Here is a 17066-nt window from a genome sequence, read left to right on the forward strand (position 1 = left end):
AGTGATGTACAGCAGTCCTCTCGCGGATCCACCCCTCATCCGTGAACCCCTCCACGCACCCGTCGCCCACCTCATACGCGGCGGAATGATCGAGGGCATCCACTACGGTTCCGTCGTCGTCCTCGACGGCCACGGACAGGTCCAGCTCCAGATCGGCGACATCGAGGCCGCGTTCTACCCGCGCTCGGCGATCAAGCCCGTCCAGGCCGTCGCCATGGTGCGGGCGGGACTGCCGCTCGACGGCGAGCTGCTCTCGCTCGCCGCCGCCAGCCACTCCGGCGAGGAACGTCACCTCGCCGGGACCCGGCGCATCCTCGAACTCGCCGGGCTCAAGGAGGGAGATCTGCGCAACGTCCCGGATCTGCCCTTCGACCCGGTCGTCCGGGACACCTGGGTGCGCGAGGGACGGCCACCGTCCAGGCTCGCCCAGAACTGCTCCGGCAAGCACGCGGCCATGCTGTACGTGTCGAAGCTCAACGGCTGGTCCCTCGACGACTACCTCGACCCCGCGCACCCGCTCCAGCAGGCGATCGCGGAGATCGTCGAGGATCTCACCGGGCAGCGGATCGCCCGCGTGAGTGTCGACGGGTGCGGGGCTCCGCTGTTCTCCATTTCGCTGCACGGGCTTGCTCGGGCCGTTTCGCGGATCACCACGGCCGCGCCCGGTACGCCCGAGGCCCGGGTCGCGGACGCGATGCGCGAGTATGCCGAGATGGCGTCCGGGGCCGGGCGCGATGTGGCCGCGTTGATGCGGGCCGTTCCCGGGCTGTTGGCCAAGGACGGGTTCGAGGGTGTTGAGGTTGCCGCGTTGCCCGATGGGCGGGCTGTCGCGGTGAAGATCGCGGACGGGGCCGGTCGGGCGCGGGTGCCTGTCGCTGCCGCTGGGCTTGCCCGGGCCGGGGTTGATCCGGTTCGGCTTGCCGAGTTCGCGGGGGAACCGTTGCTCGGGGGAGGGGAGCCGGTGGGGTGTGTGCGGCCTGTGCGGGCTCTGGACCCCGTGCCGCCGTTGTCCGCGTGTGCCTAGATCGGTTGTCGGGTCGCTGCGGGTCCGTTGTGACTGGTCGCGCCCACGCGGCGGAGCCGCATATCGATACAGCCCCGCACCCCTAAAAGCAGTGTCCTTGGCCTCTTCGGAAAGTGAACCTCATGACTGTCGTCACTCGTCGCGAACATGATCTGCTCGGTGACCGGGACGTTCCCGCCGATGCCTACTGGGGTGTTCACACCCTGCGGGCCACGGAGAACTTCCCCATCACCGGGACGCCGGTCTCCGTCTACCCGCACTTGGTCAATGCTCTTGCCGCCGTCAAGGAAGCCGCCGCCCTCGCCAATCAGGGGTTGGGGCTGCTGTCGGCGGAGAAGGCGGCCGCCATTGTCGCCGCGTGCCGGGAGATCCGGGACGGGAAGCTGCACGACCAGTTCGTCGTGGACGTGGTGCAGGGTGGGGCCGGTACCTCCACCAACATGAACGCCAACGAGGTTGTCGCCAACCGGGCGTTGGAGTTGCTGGGACATGGCAAGGGCGAGTACCAGTACCTGCACCCGAACGAGGACGTCAACCTCGGGCAGTCGACCAATGACGTGTATCCGACCGCAGTCAAGATAGCGACCGTCTTTGCCGTACATGGATTGATCGCGTCGATGTCCGTACTGCAGGACGCGTTCGCCCGTAAGGCCGTCGAGTTCCGCGACGTGCTCAAGATGGGCCGTACACAGTTGCAGGACGCGGTGCCGATGACGCTCGGTCAGGAGTTCTCCGCGTATGCCGTCATGATTGACGAGGACCGTCAACGTCTTGACGAGGCCGTCCAGTTGATCCATGAGATCAACCTGGGCGCCACGGCCATCGGCACCGGACTCAATGCGCCGGCAGGATATGCCGAGTCGGCCCGGCGGCACCTCGCCGAGATCACCGGGCTGCCGCTCGTGACGGCGGCCAACCTGGTCGAGGCCACGCAGGACTGCGGGGCGTTCGTCCAGATGTCGGGTGTGCTGAAGCGGGTCGCGGCCAAGCTCTCCAAGAGCTGCAACGACCTGCGGCTGCTGTCCTCGGGGCCGCGCGCGGGGCTCGGGGAGATCAACCTGCCGCCGGTTCAGGCCGGTTCGAGCATCATGCCCGGCAAGGTCAACCCGGTGATCCCCGAGGTCGTCAACCAGGTTGCCTTCGAGGTGATCGGCAACGACGTCACCATCACGATGGCCGCCGAGGCCGGACAGCTCCAGCTCAACGCGTTCGAGCCGATCATCCTGCACTCGCTGTCCGAGAGCATCACGCACCTGCGGGCCGCGTGCCTCACGCTGGCCGAGCGGTGCGTGGACGGCATCACCGCCAACACCGAGGCGCTGCGCGCGAGCGTGGAGAACTCCATCGGCCTGGTGACCGCGCTCAACCCGCACATCGGGTACACGGCCGCCACCGACATCGCCAAGGAGGCCCTCGCCTCCGGCCGGGGCGTGGCCGAACTCGTTCTGGAGAAGGGCCTGTTGCCCGCAGAGACGCTCGCCGGTCTGCTGCGGCCCGAGGTCCTGGCGGGCAGCGGTCCCGTGGCCGTCTGACGGCGGACGCGCACCAGGACCGGGCCGGAGGCACAATGGTGATCATGTCCCCCTCGATGACCTTCCTGCCGGTCCTGGAGCGCATCGCCGGCGAGATCGAGCGGACCCCCGGCCGCGGCCGGCCCGCCGACTACATCCCGGCGCTCGCGGCCTGCGACCCGCGCAGCTTCGGCATGGCCGTCGCGGAGCTGGACGGCACGGTCTACGGCGTGGGGGACTGGCGGCAGCCGTTCTCCACGCAGTCCATCACCAAGGTCTTCACCCTCGCCCTCGACCTGGCCCGCGAGGGCGACGAACTCTGGGAGCACGTGGGCCGCGAGCCCTCCGGCAACCCGTTCAACTCCCTTGTCCAGCTGGAGTACGAGAGCGGCATCCCGCGCAACCCGTTCATCAACGCGGGCGCGCTCGTCGTCACCGACCGGCTGCAGACCCGTACCGGCGACGCGGCGGGCGAGCTGCTGTCCTTCCTGCGCACCGAGAGCGGCAACGCGAGCCTCGACTTCGACAAGGAGGTCGCCGCCTCCGAGTCCGCGCACGGCGACCGCAACGCGGCCCTCGCCCACTTCATGAAGTCCTACGGCAACATCGACAACGAGGTGCCCGTCCTCCTCGACCAGTACTTCAGGCAGTGCTCCATCATGGCGTCCTGCGCCGACCTCGCCCTCGCGGTCGGTTTCCTGGCCCGGCACGGCAGCCGCGCCGACGGCACCCGGCTGCTCACCCTCACCCAGGCCAAGCAGGTCAACGCAGTGATGCTGACCTGCGGGACGTACGACGCGGCGGGCGAGTTCGCCTACCGCGTGGGCCTGCCCGGCAAGAGCGGAGTGGGCGGCGGGATCATCGCCGTAGTGCCGGGCCGCTGCACCATCGCCGTGTGGAGCCCGGGACTCGACGAACGGGGGAACTCGGTGGCCGGCGTCGCCGCCCTGGACCGTTTCACGACGCTCACCGGGGTGTCGGTGTTCTGACGGACAGCGCGAATTCACGGGTGTCCGGGCCCGATCACACGGAGGTCACGCGCAGTCCGCCGCACGGAGAGCGGGGCGTCGCTTTCCCGCCATCCGGCGTTGACACGCTTGGCGAGTGTTGGCCATGGCTTTTCCCGTCGATCTCCGCCGCTGCCAGGTACTCGGTCTGGCGGGTACCGCCGTCCTCGCGCTGGGCGGCGAGACGGCCGGAGCGCTTCCGTCCGCCGACCTCTTCTCCCCGGCCTCGGCGCAGGCCGCGCTGGGGCTGGTCGGGGTCTACTTCGGTGTCGTCCTGCTGATCGCGGCCTGGCTGCTGCTGGGCAAGCTGATCCGCAGCGCCGAACCGCCCAGCCCGCGCGCCCTGCTGCTGGTCCTCGCCGTGTGGGCGGCCCCGCTGCTGCTCGCGCCGCCGCTGTTCAGCCGGGACGTGTACAGCTATCTCGCGCAGGGCGCCATGGTCGACGCCCACATGGACGTCTACGCGCACGGCCCCGCCGCGCTCGGCGGCCCCCTCGCCGACGAGGTCGCCCCGCTGTGGCAGCACACCGGGGCGCCGTACGGCCCGGTGTTCCTCGCCCTGGCCTCGGGGCTGTCCGGACTGACCCGGGGCCAACTCCCCGCCGGGCTCTTCGGGATGCGGCTCGTCGCCCTGCTCGGGGTGGGCCTGATGGCCGCCGCCCTGCCCCGGCTCGCCCGGCACAGCGGCGCCGACCCGGCCGCCGCGCTCTGGCTGGGCGCCCTCAACCCGCTGGTGCTGCTCCACCTGGTCGCGGGCGCCCACAACGACGCGATCATGCTCGGGCTGCTCGGTGTGGGCCTGGTCGCCGCGCGCGGCCGGTGGCCGGTCCTGGGCGCCGTACTCGTCATGCTCGCCGCTCTCGTCAAGGCACCCGCCGCGCTCGGGCTCGCCGCGGTCGTGCTGCTCCAGATCCGCGCGGGCCACCGCCCGGCCAAGGCCGTCGCGGCGACCGTCGCCGCGTCCGCGGTCACCACGGTCGCCGCCACGGCCGTCGCGGGCACGGGCTACGGCTGGATAGGCGCCCTCGACACACCCGTCTCGGCGCACAACTGGGCACTCACCAGCCTCCTCGGCCGCGCCACCGGCGCCCTCCTGGAACACCTCGGCAGCAGCCTGGCCCCCTTCGCGATCCCGGCCTGGCACGCCCTCGGACTCGCGGTCACCGGCGCGGCCATCCTGGCCATATGGCTGCGGCTGAGGCCCAGCCCGGTCTACGCCCTCGGCCTGAGCCTCGCGGTCGTCGCCGCCTTCGGCCCGGCGATCCGCCCCTGGTACGCCCTGTGGGGCCTGTTCCTCATCGCCGCCGCCGCGCCCAGCACGTCCGTGCGCCACCGGGTGGCCGCCGTGACCGGCGTCCTCGCGCTCGCCGTACTGCCCAGCGGCGGGCCCGCCGACATCGGGCAACTAGTGCTGGCCGTCTCCGGCGGCGTTCTCGCGATCGTCGTCCTCTGGCAGGCCCGCCAGGCGGCGGAGGCCCCGGCCCTGGGACGTACGGCATGAGAACGCCCACCACCGACCGCGGCCGACTCCTCCTGGTGCTGGCCCTCGCCACCGCCGTGACCGTCTTCACCGCGACCGTCCCACTGCTGCGCGACTGGTTCGACCTGCGCGTCTACTACGGCACCGTCCACACCTGGCTCCACCACGGCGGCCGGATCTACGACTACCACGTGCCCGGGACGACCTACGGCTTCACCTACCCGCCGTTCGCCGCCGTCAGCATGGCTCCGATGGCGTACCTCGGGCTCGGCGCCGCGATCGTCGCGGCGCTGGTCCTCAACCTGGTGGCCCTCGCCGTGGTGCTGCGCATCCTGGCCGGTCCCGGGTGGCGGCGCTACGGCTGGTTCGGGTGGGCCCTGGTGGCTTGCGGGCTGGCGCTGTTCGAGCCGTTGCGCGACACCTTCAGCTTCGGGCAGGTGAACCTCCTGCTGCTGGCCCTCGTCCTCGGCGACGGCTGGCTGCTCTCCACCGGCCGGGGCCGCTGGGCGGGCGTCGGCATCGGCCTCGCGGCGGCAATCAAGCTCACGCCGGCTCTGTTCATCGGTCTGCTGCTGGTGGCCAGACGCTGGAAAGCCGCCGCGGTGGCGACGGCTGTGGCGCTGGCGGCGACCGGGCTCGCGGCCCTGGTGGTCCCGGGTGCCTCGAAGTTCTACTGGACCCAGGCGATGTGGGACACCACCCGGGTGGGCCGTCTCGACTACGTCTCCAACCAGTCCCTTCAGGGCGTCCTGGCCCGCCTCGGCGAGACCGGCCGCCCGCTGTGGGCGACGGTCGTGCTGATCGTGCTGTGCGTATGGGCGGTGCGGGTAAGCCGTGCGGTCGTCGCGGAGGACTGGGCGGCCGCGTTCGCGCTGACCGGGCTGACCGCGTGTCTGATCAGCCCGATCACCTGGGTGCACCATCTCGTGTGGCTGCTGCCCTCGTTCGCCGTACTGGTCCGCGCGGGGCACGAGCGGATCACGGGCGCCCTGTACGCGGTGATGTGCACCAGCGTCGTATGGCTGTGGTTCGACGACTCCTCGGGCATCGACGGCTTCCTCGGCAGCAACACGTACACCTGGGTCACGCTCGGTCTGCTGCTGTGGCTGCCGACCGGTCAGGCCGAGGGGATCCGCCGGCCCCTGAACCGCAGCGCCGCCACCACCGCGCCCGCGCCCAGCACCGCGGCGGCCACGATCACCGCCGTCTCGGCCCAGCCCGGACCGTCGTCCGGTACGACCGCCGCGGCCACCGGTACGGCGGCGGGACCCGGCCTCGGGCTCGCCCGCAACGCGTCCAGCGACCCCACCGGATCGACCCGACCGGCAGCCGCGAAACCCCAGTCGAGCAGTTCGCGCGCCTCCTCGTACACGGTGAAGCCGCCGCCCGCCTGAGGGTTCATCACCGTGACGACGAGCGACCGCCCGCCCCGACGCGCCGCCGCGACCAGCGTGTTGCCCGCGTGGGTGGTGTAGCCGTTCTTCACACCGATCAGGCCCGGATACGGCTCGACGCCGTCGTTGCCGGTCAGCAGCCGGTTGGTGTTCTGGATCGCGTACGACGATCCGCCACCGGGGAACGCGGCCTCGGCGGTGGAGCAGTACCGCGCGAAGTCCGCGTTGCGCAGTCCGGCCCGCCCGAACACCGCGAGGTCGAAGGCGGAGGACACCTGGCCGTCGGTGTCGTAGCCGTCCGGTGAGATGACATGCGTGTCGAGCGCGCCCAGAGAACGGGCCTTGGCCTGCATCCGGGCGGCCGTGGCGTCCCAGCCGCCGTCGAGGGCGGCCAGGACGTGCACGGCGTCGTTCCCGGAGTTGAGGAAGACCCCGCGCCACAGGTCGGCGACGCGGTAGGTGTGGCCCTCCTCGACCCCGACCAGGCTGCTGCCCTCGCCGATGCCGGCCAGGTCCTGTTCGCTGACGCGGTGCCGGAGCCCTCCGGGAAGGGTGGGGAGGACGGTCAGGGCGAACAGTGTCTTCAGGGTGCTGGCGGGCGGGAGTCTGCGGTGGGCGTCGTGGGCCGCGAGTACCTCGCCGGTGCGGGTGTCTGCGACCAGCCAGGACAGGGCGGAGACGTCGGGGACCTGGGGGGTGCCGGGGTGGGGGCGGACCTGGGTGTCCGGGCTGTTCAGGAGCGCGGGGGGTGGTGGCGCTGTGCCGGGATCCGACCCGGTGTGTGCTGTCGCCGCGACGGGCGTCAACGCGAGCACGCCCGCTAGGCAGAGGGCGCAGGCCGACGCGGTCATCCGGGATGGCAATCCGATTGTCATACCGCAAACGTAGGAACGGAGTCGTTGTCCAGGGTGCTGGCGGGGCCGGGCGGGGTGAGTGTGCACCCGGATGCGCTAGTGATTCGACTGTCGGCCGGTGGAGGCTGGTCGCGCCCGCACGGCGGAGCCGCATATGGACACAGGCCCGCGCCCCTGAAAACGGCGGCTCCGGTCAGCTCGAAGGCAGCGTGGGCTGGATGCGCCGCAGGAACGTCGCGTTGTCCCGGGTCTCCCGCATGCGTTCCAGCAGGGTTTCCGTGCTGGTCTGGCCGTCCCTGTTCTGGAGGACGCGGCGCAGGCCCTGTACTGCCGTCAACTCGGCCGGCGTGAGCAGGAGTTCCTCGCGGCGGGTGCCCGACGGGTTGATCTCGACGGCGGGGAACACCCGGCGGGAGGCCAGCTCGCGGCTGAGGCGGAGCTCCATGTTGCCCGTGCTCTTGAGCTCCTCGAAGTAGAAGTCGTCGGCACGGGAGCCGGTCTCGACAAGTGCGGTGGCGAGGATGGTGAGCGAGCCGCCCTCCTCCGCGAGGCGGGCGGCGCCGAAGAACTTCTTCGGGCCGATCAGCGCGGTCGCGTCGACACCGCCGCTGAGGGTACGGCCGCCGGAGGCCGCCGCGTTGTTGTGCGCCCGGCAGAGCCGGGTCAGGGAGTCGAGCAGGATCACTACGTCCTCGCCCGCCTCGACGAGCCGCTTGGCCCGTTCGATCACGAGCTCGGCCAGCGCGATGTGCTGTTTGGGCGCCTGGTCGAAGGTGGAGGAGTACACCTCGCCGCGCACGGAACGCCGCATGTCGGTGACCTCCTCGGGCCGCTCGTCGAGCAGCACGACCATCAGCCGGGCCTCGGGGTGGTTGCCGGCGACGGCTGCCGCGATCTGCTGGAGCAGGACGGTCTTGCCGGTCTTGGGCGGGGCCACGATCAGTCCGCGCTGGCCCTTGCCCACGGGGGCGATCAGGTCGGCGACGCGTCCGGTGAGTCCGGCCGCCGGGTGTTCGAGGTGCAGCCGCTCGCGCGGGTGCAGCGGAGTGAGGTCGCGGAAGTGGCGCCGGCCGCGCAGTTCGTCGGGCGTGCTCCCATTGACGAACGCGACCTCGGTCAGGGCGCGCTGCCCGCCGCGGACGCCCTCCACGAGGTCGCCCTTGCGCAGGCCGTGACGGCGGATCAGCGCGGGGGAGACCTGGAGGTCGGTGGGCGAGGGCTTGCAGTCCAGCGCCCGCAGGTGCCCCTTCCCGTTGCCGTCGATGTCGAGGACACCGGTGGCGGTCTGGGTGCGGGGCTGCTCTTGTACCGGGGGGTGTTCGAGTGTGGTGGTCATGATGAGTGGTCCTTTCAAGGACGGTTGCATGTGTCATGCGGAAGGAAGGGGGAGAAGCCGCAGAGGGAGGGCGCATGAGCGCTCCTCGGGGCGGCGGGAACATCACCTCGGGTACGGCGGAAGAACGCCGGTCACGAGGCGGTGTGAAGAAGCCGTGTGCCGGTCGGAATCGACGGGCCCGTCGGCGGAGAAGAAGTGGTGCCGGCACCGGCGCCCACAACGGGGCGTACACAAGTGCTGACCGCACCGTAGCACACCAGGTGCGAGTCTGGCTGTGAGTTACGGCTCAGCGGCTCGCCAGCAGGCCGTACAGCAGGGGGATCCTCGGCTCCGGCAGTCGCCACCAGCCGGTCGGGGTCCGCTCCATCCGGGGCCAGCGCGGCCACGGGAGTTCGTCGCTCTCGCGGAGCCGTCGGATGTTCAGTCCTGCCCTTGTCAACGCGTTGATGACCTCGTCCATTCCGTGCATCCACTCATAGCTGTCGGTCGCGTCCGCCACGGCCGGGCCGTCGGTGTACGTGAACGTCGCGTCCCGGTGCACCGGGCCGCCGCCGCCCAGGTAGTCGTGCCGCAGCAGCAATTCGGGCCCCTCGCCCGGATTCGGCTTCGGGCCCAGAGAGTTGAGCAGGGGGTGGAATTCGACGATGTACAACAGGCCTCCGGGGCGCAGGAGTTGGGCGATCACATCTGCCCAGCGCGGGAGATCGGGCAGGTAGCAGAGGGCGCCCTTGCCGGTGTACACGACGTCGAACTGCCGCTGCCCCAGGGCCTCGACGGCGTCGTACACGTTCGCGTGCACGTAGTCGACGTCGAGGCCCGCCTTCGCCGCGATGCCGGTCGCGGCCGTCACGGAAGCCCCGGAGAAGTCGAGTCCCACGGCTCGTGCCCCGCGCCGCGCGAACGCGAGGGTCTCGGTGCCGAGATGGCACTGCAGGTGGAGCACGTCACGGCCCGCCAGGTCGCCGAGGTCGTCCCATTCGAAGGCGGCGAACCAGCGGTCCGGGTCCCGGGCCCCGTCGAGGCCGTAGAACCGGCTGGCGAGGTGGACGGGGGTGCGGGCGTCCCAGTTCGCCTGGTTCGCGCGCATCAGCCGTGCGGGGTCGTCGGTGCTCATGGCTCCATCCAATCGTGATCGTGCGGCGGACGACGGGAAGAACACCGGTTCCGCGCCGGTTGTCCCGGGACGAGTGACCTACGACGAGAGGGGCAGGTCGTGCGTGCACTGATCGTGGATCCGGGGGCGGCCGGTGGGCTGCGGCTCGGGGAGGCGCCCGACCCGGTGCCGGGTCCGGGGCAGCTGCTGGTGGAGGTCGGGCACACCTCCCTCAACTCGGCCGAGCTGTACTTCGCGCAGCGGGGCACGCCCGGCGAGGTGATCGGCTTCGACTCGGCCGGTGTCGTCGTGCGGGCCGCCGCCGGCGGGGGTGGGCCCGCGGTGGGCAGTCGCGTCGTCGGATTCGGGGAAGGCGGCGGATTCGGCGCGCTGCGCGCCCTGGACGTGGCCGATGTGGCCGTGGTGCCGGACGAGGTCGATCTCGGCGAGGCCGCCGCCCTGCCCGTCGCGGCCGGCACGGCTCTGCGCGCGCTGGAACAGGCCGGCCCGCTCCTGGGCCGCCGGGTCCTGGTCACCGGGGCGTCCGGCGGCGTCGGCGGGTTCGCCGTGCAACTCGCCGCGCTGGGCGGGGCGTACGTCATCGGCGTGGCCGGCTCCGAAGGCGGTGCGCGGTGGGTCCGTGAGCTGGGGGCGCGCGAGACGGTGGCCGTTGTCGACGAGGTGGAGGAGCCCCTGGACGTCGTGATCGACACCGTGGGCGGGGCCCAACTGGTGTCCGCCTACGGCCTGTTGGCGCCGGGCGGCAGTCTGCAGAGCGTCGGCTGGGCCGCCGGGCGGGACGCTGTACTGCCTGTGGGTGTCACGCTCGGCAGCAGCACACCCAGGGCGATCGTGTCGGTCTACAACGGCGGTGGACTCACCGACCGGCAGGCGCAGTTGAGGCGACTGCTCGCGCTGGTCGGCGACGGCCGCCTGCGGGTGCCGGTCGGCTGGCGCGGCCCGTGGGACCGCATCGCCGAGGCGGTCGAGGCGCTGAGCGGTCGCAGCCTGCGCGGGAAGGCCGTCCTCGACGTCCTCTGACGAATCCTGTGAAACCCGGGACGAGTCCTCCGCCCCGCGCCCCATACCAGCCATACGAACCCCCGATGGCCCTTCACTGCCCCATTTCTTGTTCTCGCCAATGGCCGTACCTACGCTGCCACCACCGCACCACGGCGGCACGGGACAAGGGACTTGGCAATCATGGGTCGACTGGCCGGAAAAATCGCTTTCATCAGTGGAACGGGGGCAGGAATAGGGCGGGCCGCGGCGCAGATATTCGCGGCGGAGGGCGCCGAGGTTTTCGGCTGCGACATCGACGAGGACAGTGCCGCGGAAACCGTGGAGCTCGTCGAAAAGGCCGGTGGAATCATGCGGTCCCTGGCACCCGTGGACCTGTCCACCCAGGACGGCGCCCGTGAGTGGATCGATGCCGGGATCGCGGCCTTCGGCGGGATCGACATCCTCTACAACAACGCCTCCGCGCTGCGGAACGGCCCGTTCGAGACCATGCCCGCCGAGGACTGGTACTTCACCATCAAGAACGAGCTGGACATCCCCTACTTCTGCACCCAGGCCGCCTGGCCGCACCTGATCGCCCGTGGTGGCGGGGCCGTTCTCAACGTCGCCTCCGTGGCCGCGGTACGCGGGGCGCCGTTCATGCCGATGGTGCCCCACGGGGCCGCCAAGGGCGGGGTGCTGGCGATGAGCATGCACCTGTGCGCGGCCGGCGCCCCGCACCGCATCCGGGTCAACACCATCGCCCCCGGCATGACCCGCACCTCCGCCACCGCACCCTTCCTCGACGATCCGGACGGGCCCAGGGCCCAGTTGGAGGCGCGGATCCCGGTCGGGCGGGTGGGGCGGCCCGAGGACATCGCGCGGGCCGCCGCCTTCCTCTGCTCCGACGAGGCGGCCTTCGTCAACGGCGCCAACCTCATGGTCGACGGCGGCGACAGCGCGATGGCGGGCTGAGCCGCCGTGACCGTCCGACTCGACCACGTGGGCGTCAACGTACGCGACCTGACCGCCCAAACCGCCTGGTACCAGGGCGCGTTCGGCCTGAAGGCAGTCTTCGAGTTCCACCTGGAAGGGCCCGGTCTGAGAGGCGTTGTCCTGGAGCATCCGCGGGGCTGGCGCATCGAGCTGCTCGCCAGACCCGGTTCCGCCCCCGGACTTCGCGCGCCGGACCCGATGACCGCCGCACTGACCGAGGGATACGGGCACTTCGCGGTCACCACCCCCGAACTCGACCCCGTCCACGCGAAGTTGGTGGCGCGTGGCGCGGGCGAGGTCATGGCACCCGGGCCGTCCCCCGAGCCCGGAGTGCGCATGGCCTGGGTCAGCGACCCCGAGGGAAATCTCATCGAACTCATAGAGAAAAACGCAGAGTGAGGGCACGCACGATGACGGATTCGATCTCCTTGAAAAGACTGGACCCAGGAACGCTCATAGCGTGCTGTCTCGCGGTCGCGGCGGCACAGTTGTGCATTACCGTTCCCTCGCCCATCAACGGGGAAATCCAGGCCGCATTCGGCGCCTCGGGTTCCCAGGTCGCCTGGGTCACCTCCGCCTTCATTCTTCCCACCGCGATTCTGGAACTGAATTTCGGTGTGGTGGGCGATCTCTTCGGACGCAAGCGGCTGTTGGTGCTCGGCGGGCTCGTCCTGGCGCTCGGTGAACTCCTCAACGCCACCTCGCAGAACATCACCATGCTGTGGATCGGCCAGGCCCTCGCCGGCATCGGCGCCGCCGCCCTCTTCCCCAGTTCCCTCGCGGTCATCGCGGCGGCCACACCGGACGGCAAGGACCGGGCCAGGGCAGTCTCCACCTGGGCGCTGTCGATCTCCCTCGCCTCCGCGCTCGGCCCGCTGTCCTCCGGGATCCTCGCCACGGTCGCCGACTTCCGCTGGGCGTTCGTGCCGCCGGTCGTCCTCGGTCTGGTCGTCGCGGTCGCCTGCTGGAAGCTCGTCACCGACTCCAAGGCACCCGAGGGCCGCGCACTGGACTGGCCGGGCCAGATCACCATCGCCGTCGGCCTCACCGCCCTGCTCTGGGGCATCATCGAGGGCGGCGACCGCGGCTGGGGCAGTGCGGCGATCGTCGGCTCGCTGACCCTGGCGGCCGTGGCACTCGCCGGGTTCGTCGTCGCGGAGACCCGCGCGCCCTCCCCGATGTTCAACCTCGACCTGCTGAAGATCCCCTCGTTCGCGGCGGCGGCCGTCGTCGCCCTGGCCGGCATGTTCGGCTTCATCGGCACCGCCTACTGCGTCTCCATTCGCCTCGGCGCGGTCATGCACCTGAGCGCGCTGCGGGCCGGAATGCCGTTCGTGATCCTCCAGTTGATCCCACTGCTGCTGGCGCCGGTGCTCAGCAGGATGCTCACCCGCGTCGACGCCCGCTGGCTTCTGATGGGCGGCCTGCTGCCCATGGCCGCCGGCCAGTTCTGGATCGCCGCGCTGCCCATCACCACCACCTCCCTCGCCGCCTTCATCGGCCCGGTGCTGCTGCTCGGTGTCGGCTTCATCTGCGTGGTGTCCTCGCTGACCTCCGCCGCCGTGAACGCCGTACCGATCAACATGACCGGGATGGCCAGCGGCGCGACCAGCCTGGTCCGCGAGTTCGGCCAGGGCCTCGGCCCTGCGGTCATCAGCACCATCGCGATGAGCGCCGCGTCCTCCGCCCTCGTCGGCAAGCTCAGCGGGGCCGACGCGGGCATGGAGAAGGCGGCCGGACCCCTCGCCGTCGTCAACGCGGGCAGCGCCCAGGCCAAGGCCGCGGCGCAGACCGCCCTCGGCCACGGCATGGCCCTCGGTGTGGTGATCTGCGGCTGCGCCTCCCTGCTGGGCGCGGTCGTCACCCTGCTGCTGGTGCGCAGGAACACCGAACGCGCGACCGTGGACGCGGGGGAGCCGTCGGTGCAGGCGGCGACCGCGTAGGACGTACGCCGTGGAAGAAGGCCGGGGCCTCAGCGCCCCGGCCTCTTCGTTTTTCCGAAGGAGTTTTTCGGAGAGGGTGTCGATCCGGCTCGGCTGCGTTCGTCGGTGGGGTGTAGGAAGCTCATGAGGACCGGGAGGATCCATGAAGTACATGCTGCTCGTGTGCGGCGACGACACCGCCGACGCCTCAGGTATGGCACCCGTCGAACCCTGGGTGGAGGAACTCGGCGACCGCGGCGTACGGCTGCACGGCCACCGGCTCGCGCTGCCCGCCGACGCCGTCACCGTACGGGTGCGCGGCGGGGAGGTGCTCCGTACGGACGGGCCGTTCGCGGAGACCAAGGAGTACGTCGCCGGATTCGACATCCTGGAGTGCGACACCCTGGAGGAGGCCGTCGAGGCCGCCGCCGAGCACCCCGTGGCCACCATCGGTGCCATGGAGGTGCGCCCCTTCTGGCCGATGGACGGTGAGGAGGACGGCGAGACGCAGATCCGGGCGCTCGACGCCGAACGGCCCGGGACCGCTGCCTTCCGCAAGGCCGTGGAGGACGTCCTCGGGGGCGTGACCTGGCCCCTGAACCGTGAGGTGCTGGAGTTCCGCGTCCACGTCGACGAGTCCGTCGCCTTCGGGCACGCCCTCGTCCGGCTGCGCGGCACCCGCACCGACGGCCGGCCGCTGGACGAGGTACTGCGCGTGACCACCGGCTACCGCAACACCGGACTGGCCTGGCAGATTGTCCACGAACACATCTCAGCCGTCACCGAGAAGGCCGGGGAGCAGGCATGAAGTACGTCCTGCTCATCTGCACCCCCGTCGGCGGCGAGGAACTCGGCCCCGCCGAGATCGCCGCCGACCCGCGCTTCACCTCCTACATCGACGAGGTCCGCAGCCGTGACCTGATACGTGGCGGGGCCCGCCTGCGGCCGTCCTCCGACGCCACCACCGTCCGCGTCCAGGGCGACGAAGTCCTGCTCAGCGACGGCCCGTTCGTCGAGTCCAAGGAGTACGTCGCGGGCATCGACATCATCGAGGTCGCCGATCTGGACGAGGCGATCTCGCTGGCCTCCCGGCACCCCGCCGCGCTCGCCGGCGGCTCGGTCGAGGTGCGGCCGGTCTGGGAGTGAACGTGCCGGACGTCGAGGAGGCCGTCGCCGCCGCCTTCCGCGAGGAGTGGGGCCAGGTCGTGGCCACCCTGATCCGGGTGACCGGCGACTGGGACCTCGCGGAGGAGTGCGCGCAGGACGCCTTCGCCCAGGCACTCGACCGGTGGCGGCGCGACGGAATCCCGCGCTGCCCCGGCGCCTGGCTGACCACCACCGCCCGCAACCGCGCCCTCGACGTGCTGCGCCGGGAGGCGGTCGGGGCGGCGAAACTCCGGGAGGTCGCGGTGCTGGGGCGGGACGAGGGACCGTACGACCCGGAGTACGACGGTGACGACAGCGGGGTGGAGGACGACCGGCTGCGGCTGGTCTTCACCTGCTGTCATCCCGCGCTGCCCATCGAGGCCCGGGTCGCCCTGACGTTGCGCACGCTCGCCGGGCTGACCACCTCCGAGATCGCCCGCGCCTTTCTCGTCCCCGAGGCGACCATGGCGCAGCGGCTGGTGCGCGCCAAGAAGAAGATCCGCAACGCCGGCATCCCGTATCGGGTACCGCCCGCGCATCTGCTGCCCGAGCGCACGACGGGGGTGCTCGGCGTGGTCTACCTCCTCTTCAACGAGGGGTACGCGGCCACGTCCGGCGCCGAACTGGTCCGCGCGAACCTGTGCGCGGAGGCGATCCGACTGGCCCGCGCGCTGGCCCACTTGATGCCGGACGAGCCCGAAGTGCTGGGCCTGCTGGCGCTGTTGCTGCTGCACGACGCCCGTCGTGACACGCGCGTGGACGCTGCGGGTGAGTTGGTGACATTGGAGGACCAGGACCGTGCGGCGTGGGACCGGTTGGAGATCGACGAGGCCGCCGCTCTCCTGGAGACGGTCCTCCGGCGGGGCAGGCCAGGGCCGTACCAGATCCAGGCCGCCATCGCCGCCTGCCACACCACAGCACCCACCGCCGCCGACACCGACTGGGCCGACATCGCAGGCCTGTACGGCGAGTTGGAGCGCTTCGTGCCCTCGGCCGTGGTGCGCCTCAACCGTGCGGTGGCCGTCGGGATGGCCCAACACCCGGACGCCGGGCTGGAGTTGGTGGCCGAACTGGAGCGGTCGGGTGAACTGACTGACTATCACCTGCTGCCCGCCACCCGCGCCGATCTGCTGCGCCGCAGCGGCCGTACGGAGGAAGCGGCCGAAGCGTACGGGCGGGCGCTGGAGTTGGTGGAGAACGACGCGGAGCGAAGGTTCTTGGAGCGGAGGCTCGCGGAGTGTCGATCCGTGTAGGGGCCGTTCGTCGGTGGGGTGAAGACAGGGAAATCAACCCATGACACCGGAGGTTCCGATGACCGCCCTCGCACTCCTGCGCCGCGCACGGCAGATCCTGGCCCGCCTGACGGCCGAGGAATCAGCACCCGGCACGCCTGACGTCTGGCTCGCGGGCCTTCGGCTGGGCGGCTGATCAGGAACCGTCCTCAGCGGGCGTCGGGTTGGCCGGCGAGGAGTCGGAGCCGCTCGGCGTCGCGGCTGCCTTCGGCGGCGGTGCAGACCATGAGCGCGGGACCGGGGTTGCCCGGTATCGGGTAGGCGTCCCAGTCCAGGTTCAGTTCGCCGACCCGGGGATGGTTCAGGCGCATCTGGCCGCAGGTCGGTTCCTCCACGTCGTGGAGGGCCCACAGGGCCGCGAACTCGTCGCTGCGGACGGCGAGTTCACCCACCAGCTCGACGGCGCGCGGGTTGCCGGGATCGGCGGCGACCTGCGTCCGCAGCATCCCGATCAGCTCCGCGACGGTGGCCGCCCGGTTCGGGCAGGTCCGGTCGGCTTGGGGGTGCAGGAACAGCGCCAGCATGTTCCGCTCCTTCTGGGGCTGCCGGGTGAAGTCCCCCAACAGGGCACCACCGAGCGGGTTCCAGGCCAGCACGTCCAGGAAACGGCCGACGACCAGAGCGGGCGCGGTCATGCCGTGCAGCAGCCGCAGCGTGGTGTCCGGCACCTCCTCCGGCTCGTACGAACGCGGCGGGTGGGCCGGGGTGCGTGCGGCGGCGGCGAGACTGTGCAGGTGGCGGGTCTCCTCGGCGGAGAAGTCGAGGGCGCGTGCGAGAGCGTCGAGGACCTGTTCGGAGGGGCGTACGTCGCGTCCCTGCTCCATGCGCTGGTAGTAGTCCGAACTCACTCCCGCCAGCAGGGCCAGCTCCTCGCGCCGCAGCCCCGCGACGCGCCGTCTCGGGCCGGGTTCCAGGCCGACGTCCTCCGGCCGCAGCCGGGTTCGGCGGGTGCGCAGGAACTCCGCGAGTTCGCGTCGGGGGTCGCTGCTCATGGCGGGGGAGGAGTCGGTCA

The 17066-nt window shown here is 71.3% G+C and carries 16 protein-coding genes and 1 pseudogene; 13 read left to right on the plus strand and 4 right to left on the minus strand.

What is annotated here, in order from left to right; translation table 11 throughout:
- The first annotated feature begins 4 nt into the window (after positions 1–4).
- From AB0I51_RS18765 to AB0I51_RS18785, 5 genes are all read left to right on the plus strand, one after another.
- A complete protein-coding gene (locus AB0I51_RS18765) occupies positions 5–1024 on the plus strand; it encodes an asparaginase (RefSeq protein ID WP_362976382.1) in 1020 nt (339 codons plus the stop codon).
- 122 nt (positions 1025–1146) lie between these two features.
- The gene (aspA, locus tag AB0I51_RS18770) at positions 1147–2556 is read left to right on the plus strand and encodes an aspartate ammonia-lyase (RefSeq protein WP_362976384.1); all 1410 of its coding nucleotides are present in this window, start codon (positions 1147–1149) and stop codon (positions 2554–2556) included.
- 35 nt (positions 2557–2591) lie between these two features.
- On the plus strand, positions 2592–3524 hold the full coding sequence (locus AB0I51_RS18775) for a glutaminase (protein ID WP_362976386.1): 933 nt from the start codon (positions 2592–2594) through the stop codon (positions 3522–3524).
- 124 nt (positions 3525–3648) lie between these two features.
- Positions 3649–5043: a polyprenol phosphomannose-dependent alpha 1,6 mannosyltransferase MptB gene (mptB, locus tag AB0I51_RS18780; RefSeq protein WP_362976388.1), complete on the plus strand. Its 1395-nt coding sequence runs from the start codon at positions 3649–3651 to the stop codon at positions 5041–5043.
- Positions 5040–6416 (plus strand): glycosyltransferase family 87 protein, encoded by a 1377-nt coding sequence (locus AB0I51_RS18785; RefSeq protein WP_362976390.1) that lies wholly within the window; start codon positions 5040–5042, stop codon positions 6414–6416. The genes mptB and AB0I51_RS18785 overlap by 4 nt, the downstream gene beginning before the upstream one ends.
- Positions 6417–6475: 59 nt before the next feature.
- On the opposite strand, the pseudogene AB0I51_RS18790 reads toward AB0I51_RS18785, so the two are convergent.
- The 3 genes and pseudogenes from AB0I51_RS18790 to AB0I51_RS18800 form a co-directional block, all read right to left on the minus strand.
- A pseudogene (locus AB0I51_RS18790) lies at positions 6476–7291 on the minus strand (serine hydrolase); the annotation flags it as partial.
- Between the two features lie 172 nt (positions 7292–7463).
- A complete protein-coding gene (gene rho, locus AB0I51_RS18795; RefSeq protein ID WP_362976392.1) occupies positions 7464–8606 on the minus strand; it encodes a transcription termination factor Rho in 1143 nt (380 codons plus the stop codon).
- A gap of 286 nt (positions 8607–8892) precedes the next feature.
- Positions 8893–9720 carry a class I SAM-dependent methyltransferase gene (locus AB0I51_RS18800; RefSeq protein WP_362976394.1) on the minus strand — a complete coding sequence of 276 codons (828 nt, stop codon included), beginning with the start codon at positions 9718–9720 and terminating at the stop codon, positions 8893–8895.
- A gap of 99 nt (positions 9721–9819) precedes the next feature.
- Between AB0I51_RS18800 and AB0I51_RS18805 the strand changes: the two genes are divergently transcribed.
- From AB0I51_RS18805 to AB0I51_RS18840, 8 genes are all read left to right on the plus strand, one after another.
- Positions 9820–10740: a zinc-binding dehydrogenase gene (locus tag AB0I51_RS18805; protein WP_362976396.1), complete on the plus strand. Its 921-nt coding sequence runs from the start codon at positions 9820–9822 to the stop codon at positions 10738–10740.
- A 162-nt stretch (positions 10741–10902) separates the two neighbouring features.
- The gene (locus AB0I51_RS18810) at positions 10903–11673 is read left to right on the plus strand and encodes an SDR family oxidoreductase (protein ID WP_362976398.1); all 771 of its coding nucleotides are present in this window, start codon (positions 10903–10905) and stop codon (positions 11671–11673) included.
- Positions 11674–11679: 6 nt separating this feature from the next.
- Complete coding sequence (locus AB0I51_RS18815; protein WP_362976400.1) at positions 11680–12093, plus strand: VOC family protein; 414 nt, start codon at positions 11680–11682, stop codon at positions 12091–12093.
- Positions 12094–12104: 11 nt separating this feature from the next.
- Positions 12105–13637: an MFS transporter gene (locus AB0I51_RS18820; RefSeq protein ID WP_362976402.1), complete on the plus strand. Its 1533-nt coding sequence runs from the start codon at positions 12105–12107 to the stop codon at positions 13635–13637.
- 142 nt (positions 13638–13779) lie between these two features.
- Positions 13780–14424, plus strand: coding sequence for a YciI family protein (locus AB0I51_RS18825; protein ID WP_362976404.1), 645 nt, complete (start codon positions 13780–13782; stop codon positions 14422–14424).
- On the plus strand, positions 14421–14762 hold the full coding sequence (locus tag AB0I51_RS18830) for a YciI family protein (protein ID WP_362976406.1): 342 nt from the start codon (positions 14421–14423) through the stop codon (positions 14760–14762). Before AB0I51_RS18825 ends, AB0I51_RS18830 begins: the two co-directional genes overlap by 4 nt.
- The gene (locus AB0I51_RS18835) at positions 14759–16015 is read left to right on the plus strand and encodes an RNA polymerase sigma factor (protein WP_362976408.1); all 1257 of its coding nucleotides are present in this window, start codon (positions 14759–14761) and stop codon (positions 16013–16015) included. Before AB0I51_RS18830 ends, AB0I51_RS18835 begins: the two co-directional genes overlap by 4 nt.
- A gap of 40 nt (positions 16016–16055) precedes the next feature.
- Positions 16056–16190, plus strand: a complete 135-nt coding sequence (locus AB0I51_RS18840; RefSeq protein WP_362976410.1) for a hypothetical protein — start codon at positions 16056–16058, stop codon at positions 16188–16190.
- 13 nt (positions 16191–16203) lie between these two features.
- On the opposite strand, the gene AB0I51_RS18845 is transcribed toward AB0I51_RS18840, so the two are convergent.
- On the minus strand, positions 16204–17046 hold the full coding sequence (locus tag AB0I51_RS18845; protein ID WP_362976528.1) for a helix-turn-helix transcriptional regulator: 843 nt from the start codon (positions 17044–17046) through the stop codon (positions 16204–16206).
- Positions 17047–17066 lie beyond the last annotated feature (20 nt).

This window comes from Streptomyces sp. NPDC050549 (genome assembly GCF_040655035.1).
GTDB lineage: Bacteria > Actinomycetota > Actinomycetes > Streptomycetales > Streptomycetaceae > Streptomyces.

Coding starts and splice junctions, on each gene's coding strand:
- AB0I51_RS18820 (WP_362976402.1), top strand. CDS start 12,105: ATGACGGATTCGATCTCCTTGAAAAGACTGGACCCAGGAACGCTCATA.
- AB0I51_RS18840 (WP_362976410.1), top strand. CDS start 16,056: ATGACACCGGAGGTTCCGATGACCGCCCTCGCACTCCTGCGCCGCGCA.
- AB0I51_RS18765 (WP_362976382.1), top strand. CDS start 5: ATGTACAGCAGTCCTCTCGCGGATCCACCCCTCATCCGTGAACCCCTC.
- mptB (WP_362976388.1), top strand. CDS start 3,649: ATGGCTTTTCCCGTCGATCTCCGCCGCTGCCAGGTACTCGGTCTGGCG.
- AB0I51_RS18825 (WP_362976404.1), top strand. CDS start 13,780: ATGAAGTACATGCTGCTCGTGTGCGGCGACGACACCGCCGACGCCTCA.
- AB0I51_RS18845 (WP_362976528.1), bottom strand. CDS start 17,046: ATGAGCAGCGACCCCCGACGCGAACTCGCGGAGTTCCTGCGCACCCGC.
- AB0I51_RS18830 (WP_362976406.1), top strand. CDS start 14,421: ATGAAGTACGTCCTGCTCATCTGCACCCCCGTCGGCGGCGAGGAACTC.
- AB0I51_RS18785 (WP_362976390.1), top strand. CDS start 5,040: ATGAGAACGCCCACCACCGACCGCGGCCGACTCCTCCTGGTGCTGGCC.
- AB0I51_RS18800 (WP_362976394.1), bottom strand. CDS start 9,720: ATGAGCACCGACGACCCCGCACGGCTGATGCGCGCGAACCAGGCGAAC.
- AB0I51_RS18810 (WP_362976398.1), top strand. CDS start 10,903: ATGGGTCGACTGGCCGGAAAAATCGCTTTCATCAGTGGAACGGGGGCA.
- AB0I51_RS18775 (WP_362976386.1), top strand. CDS start 2,592: ATGGTGATCATGTCCCCCTCGATGACCTTCCTGCCGGTCCTGGAGCGC.
- rho (WP_362976392.1), bottom strand. CDS start 8,606: ATGACCACCACACTCGAACACCCCCCGGTACAAGAGCAGCCCCGCACC.
- aspA (WP_362976384.1), top strand. CDS start 1,147: ATGACTGTCGTCACTCGTCGCGAACATGATCTGCTCGGTGACCGGGAC.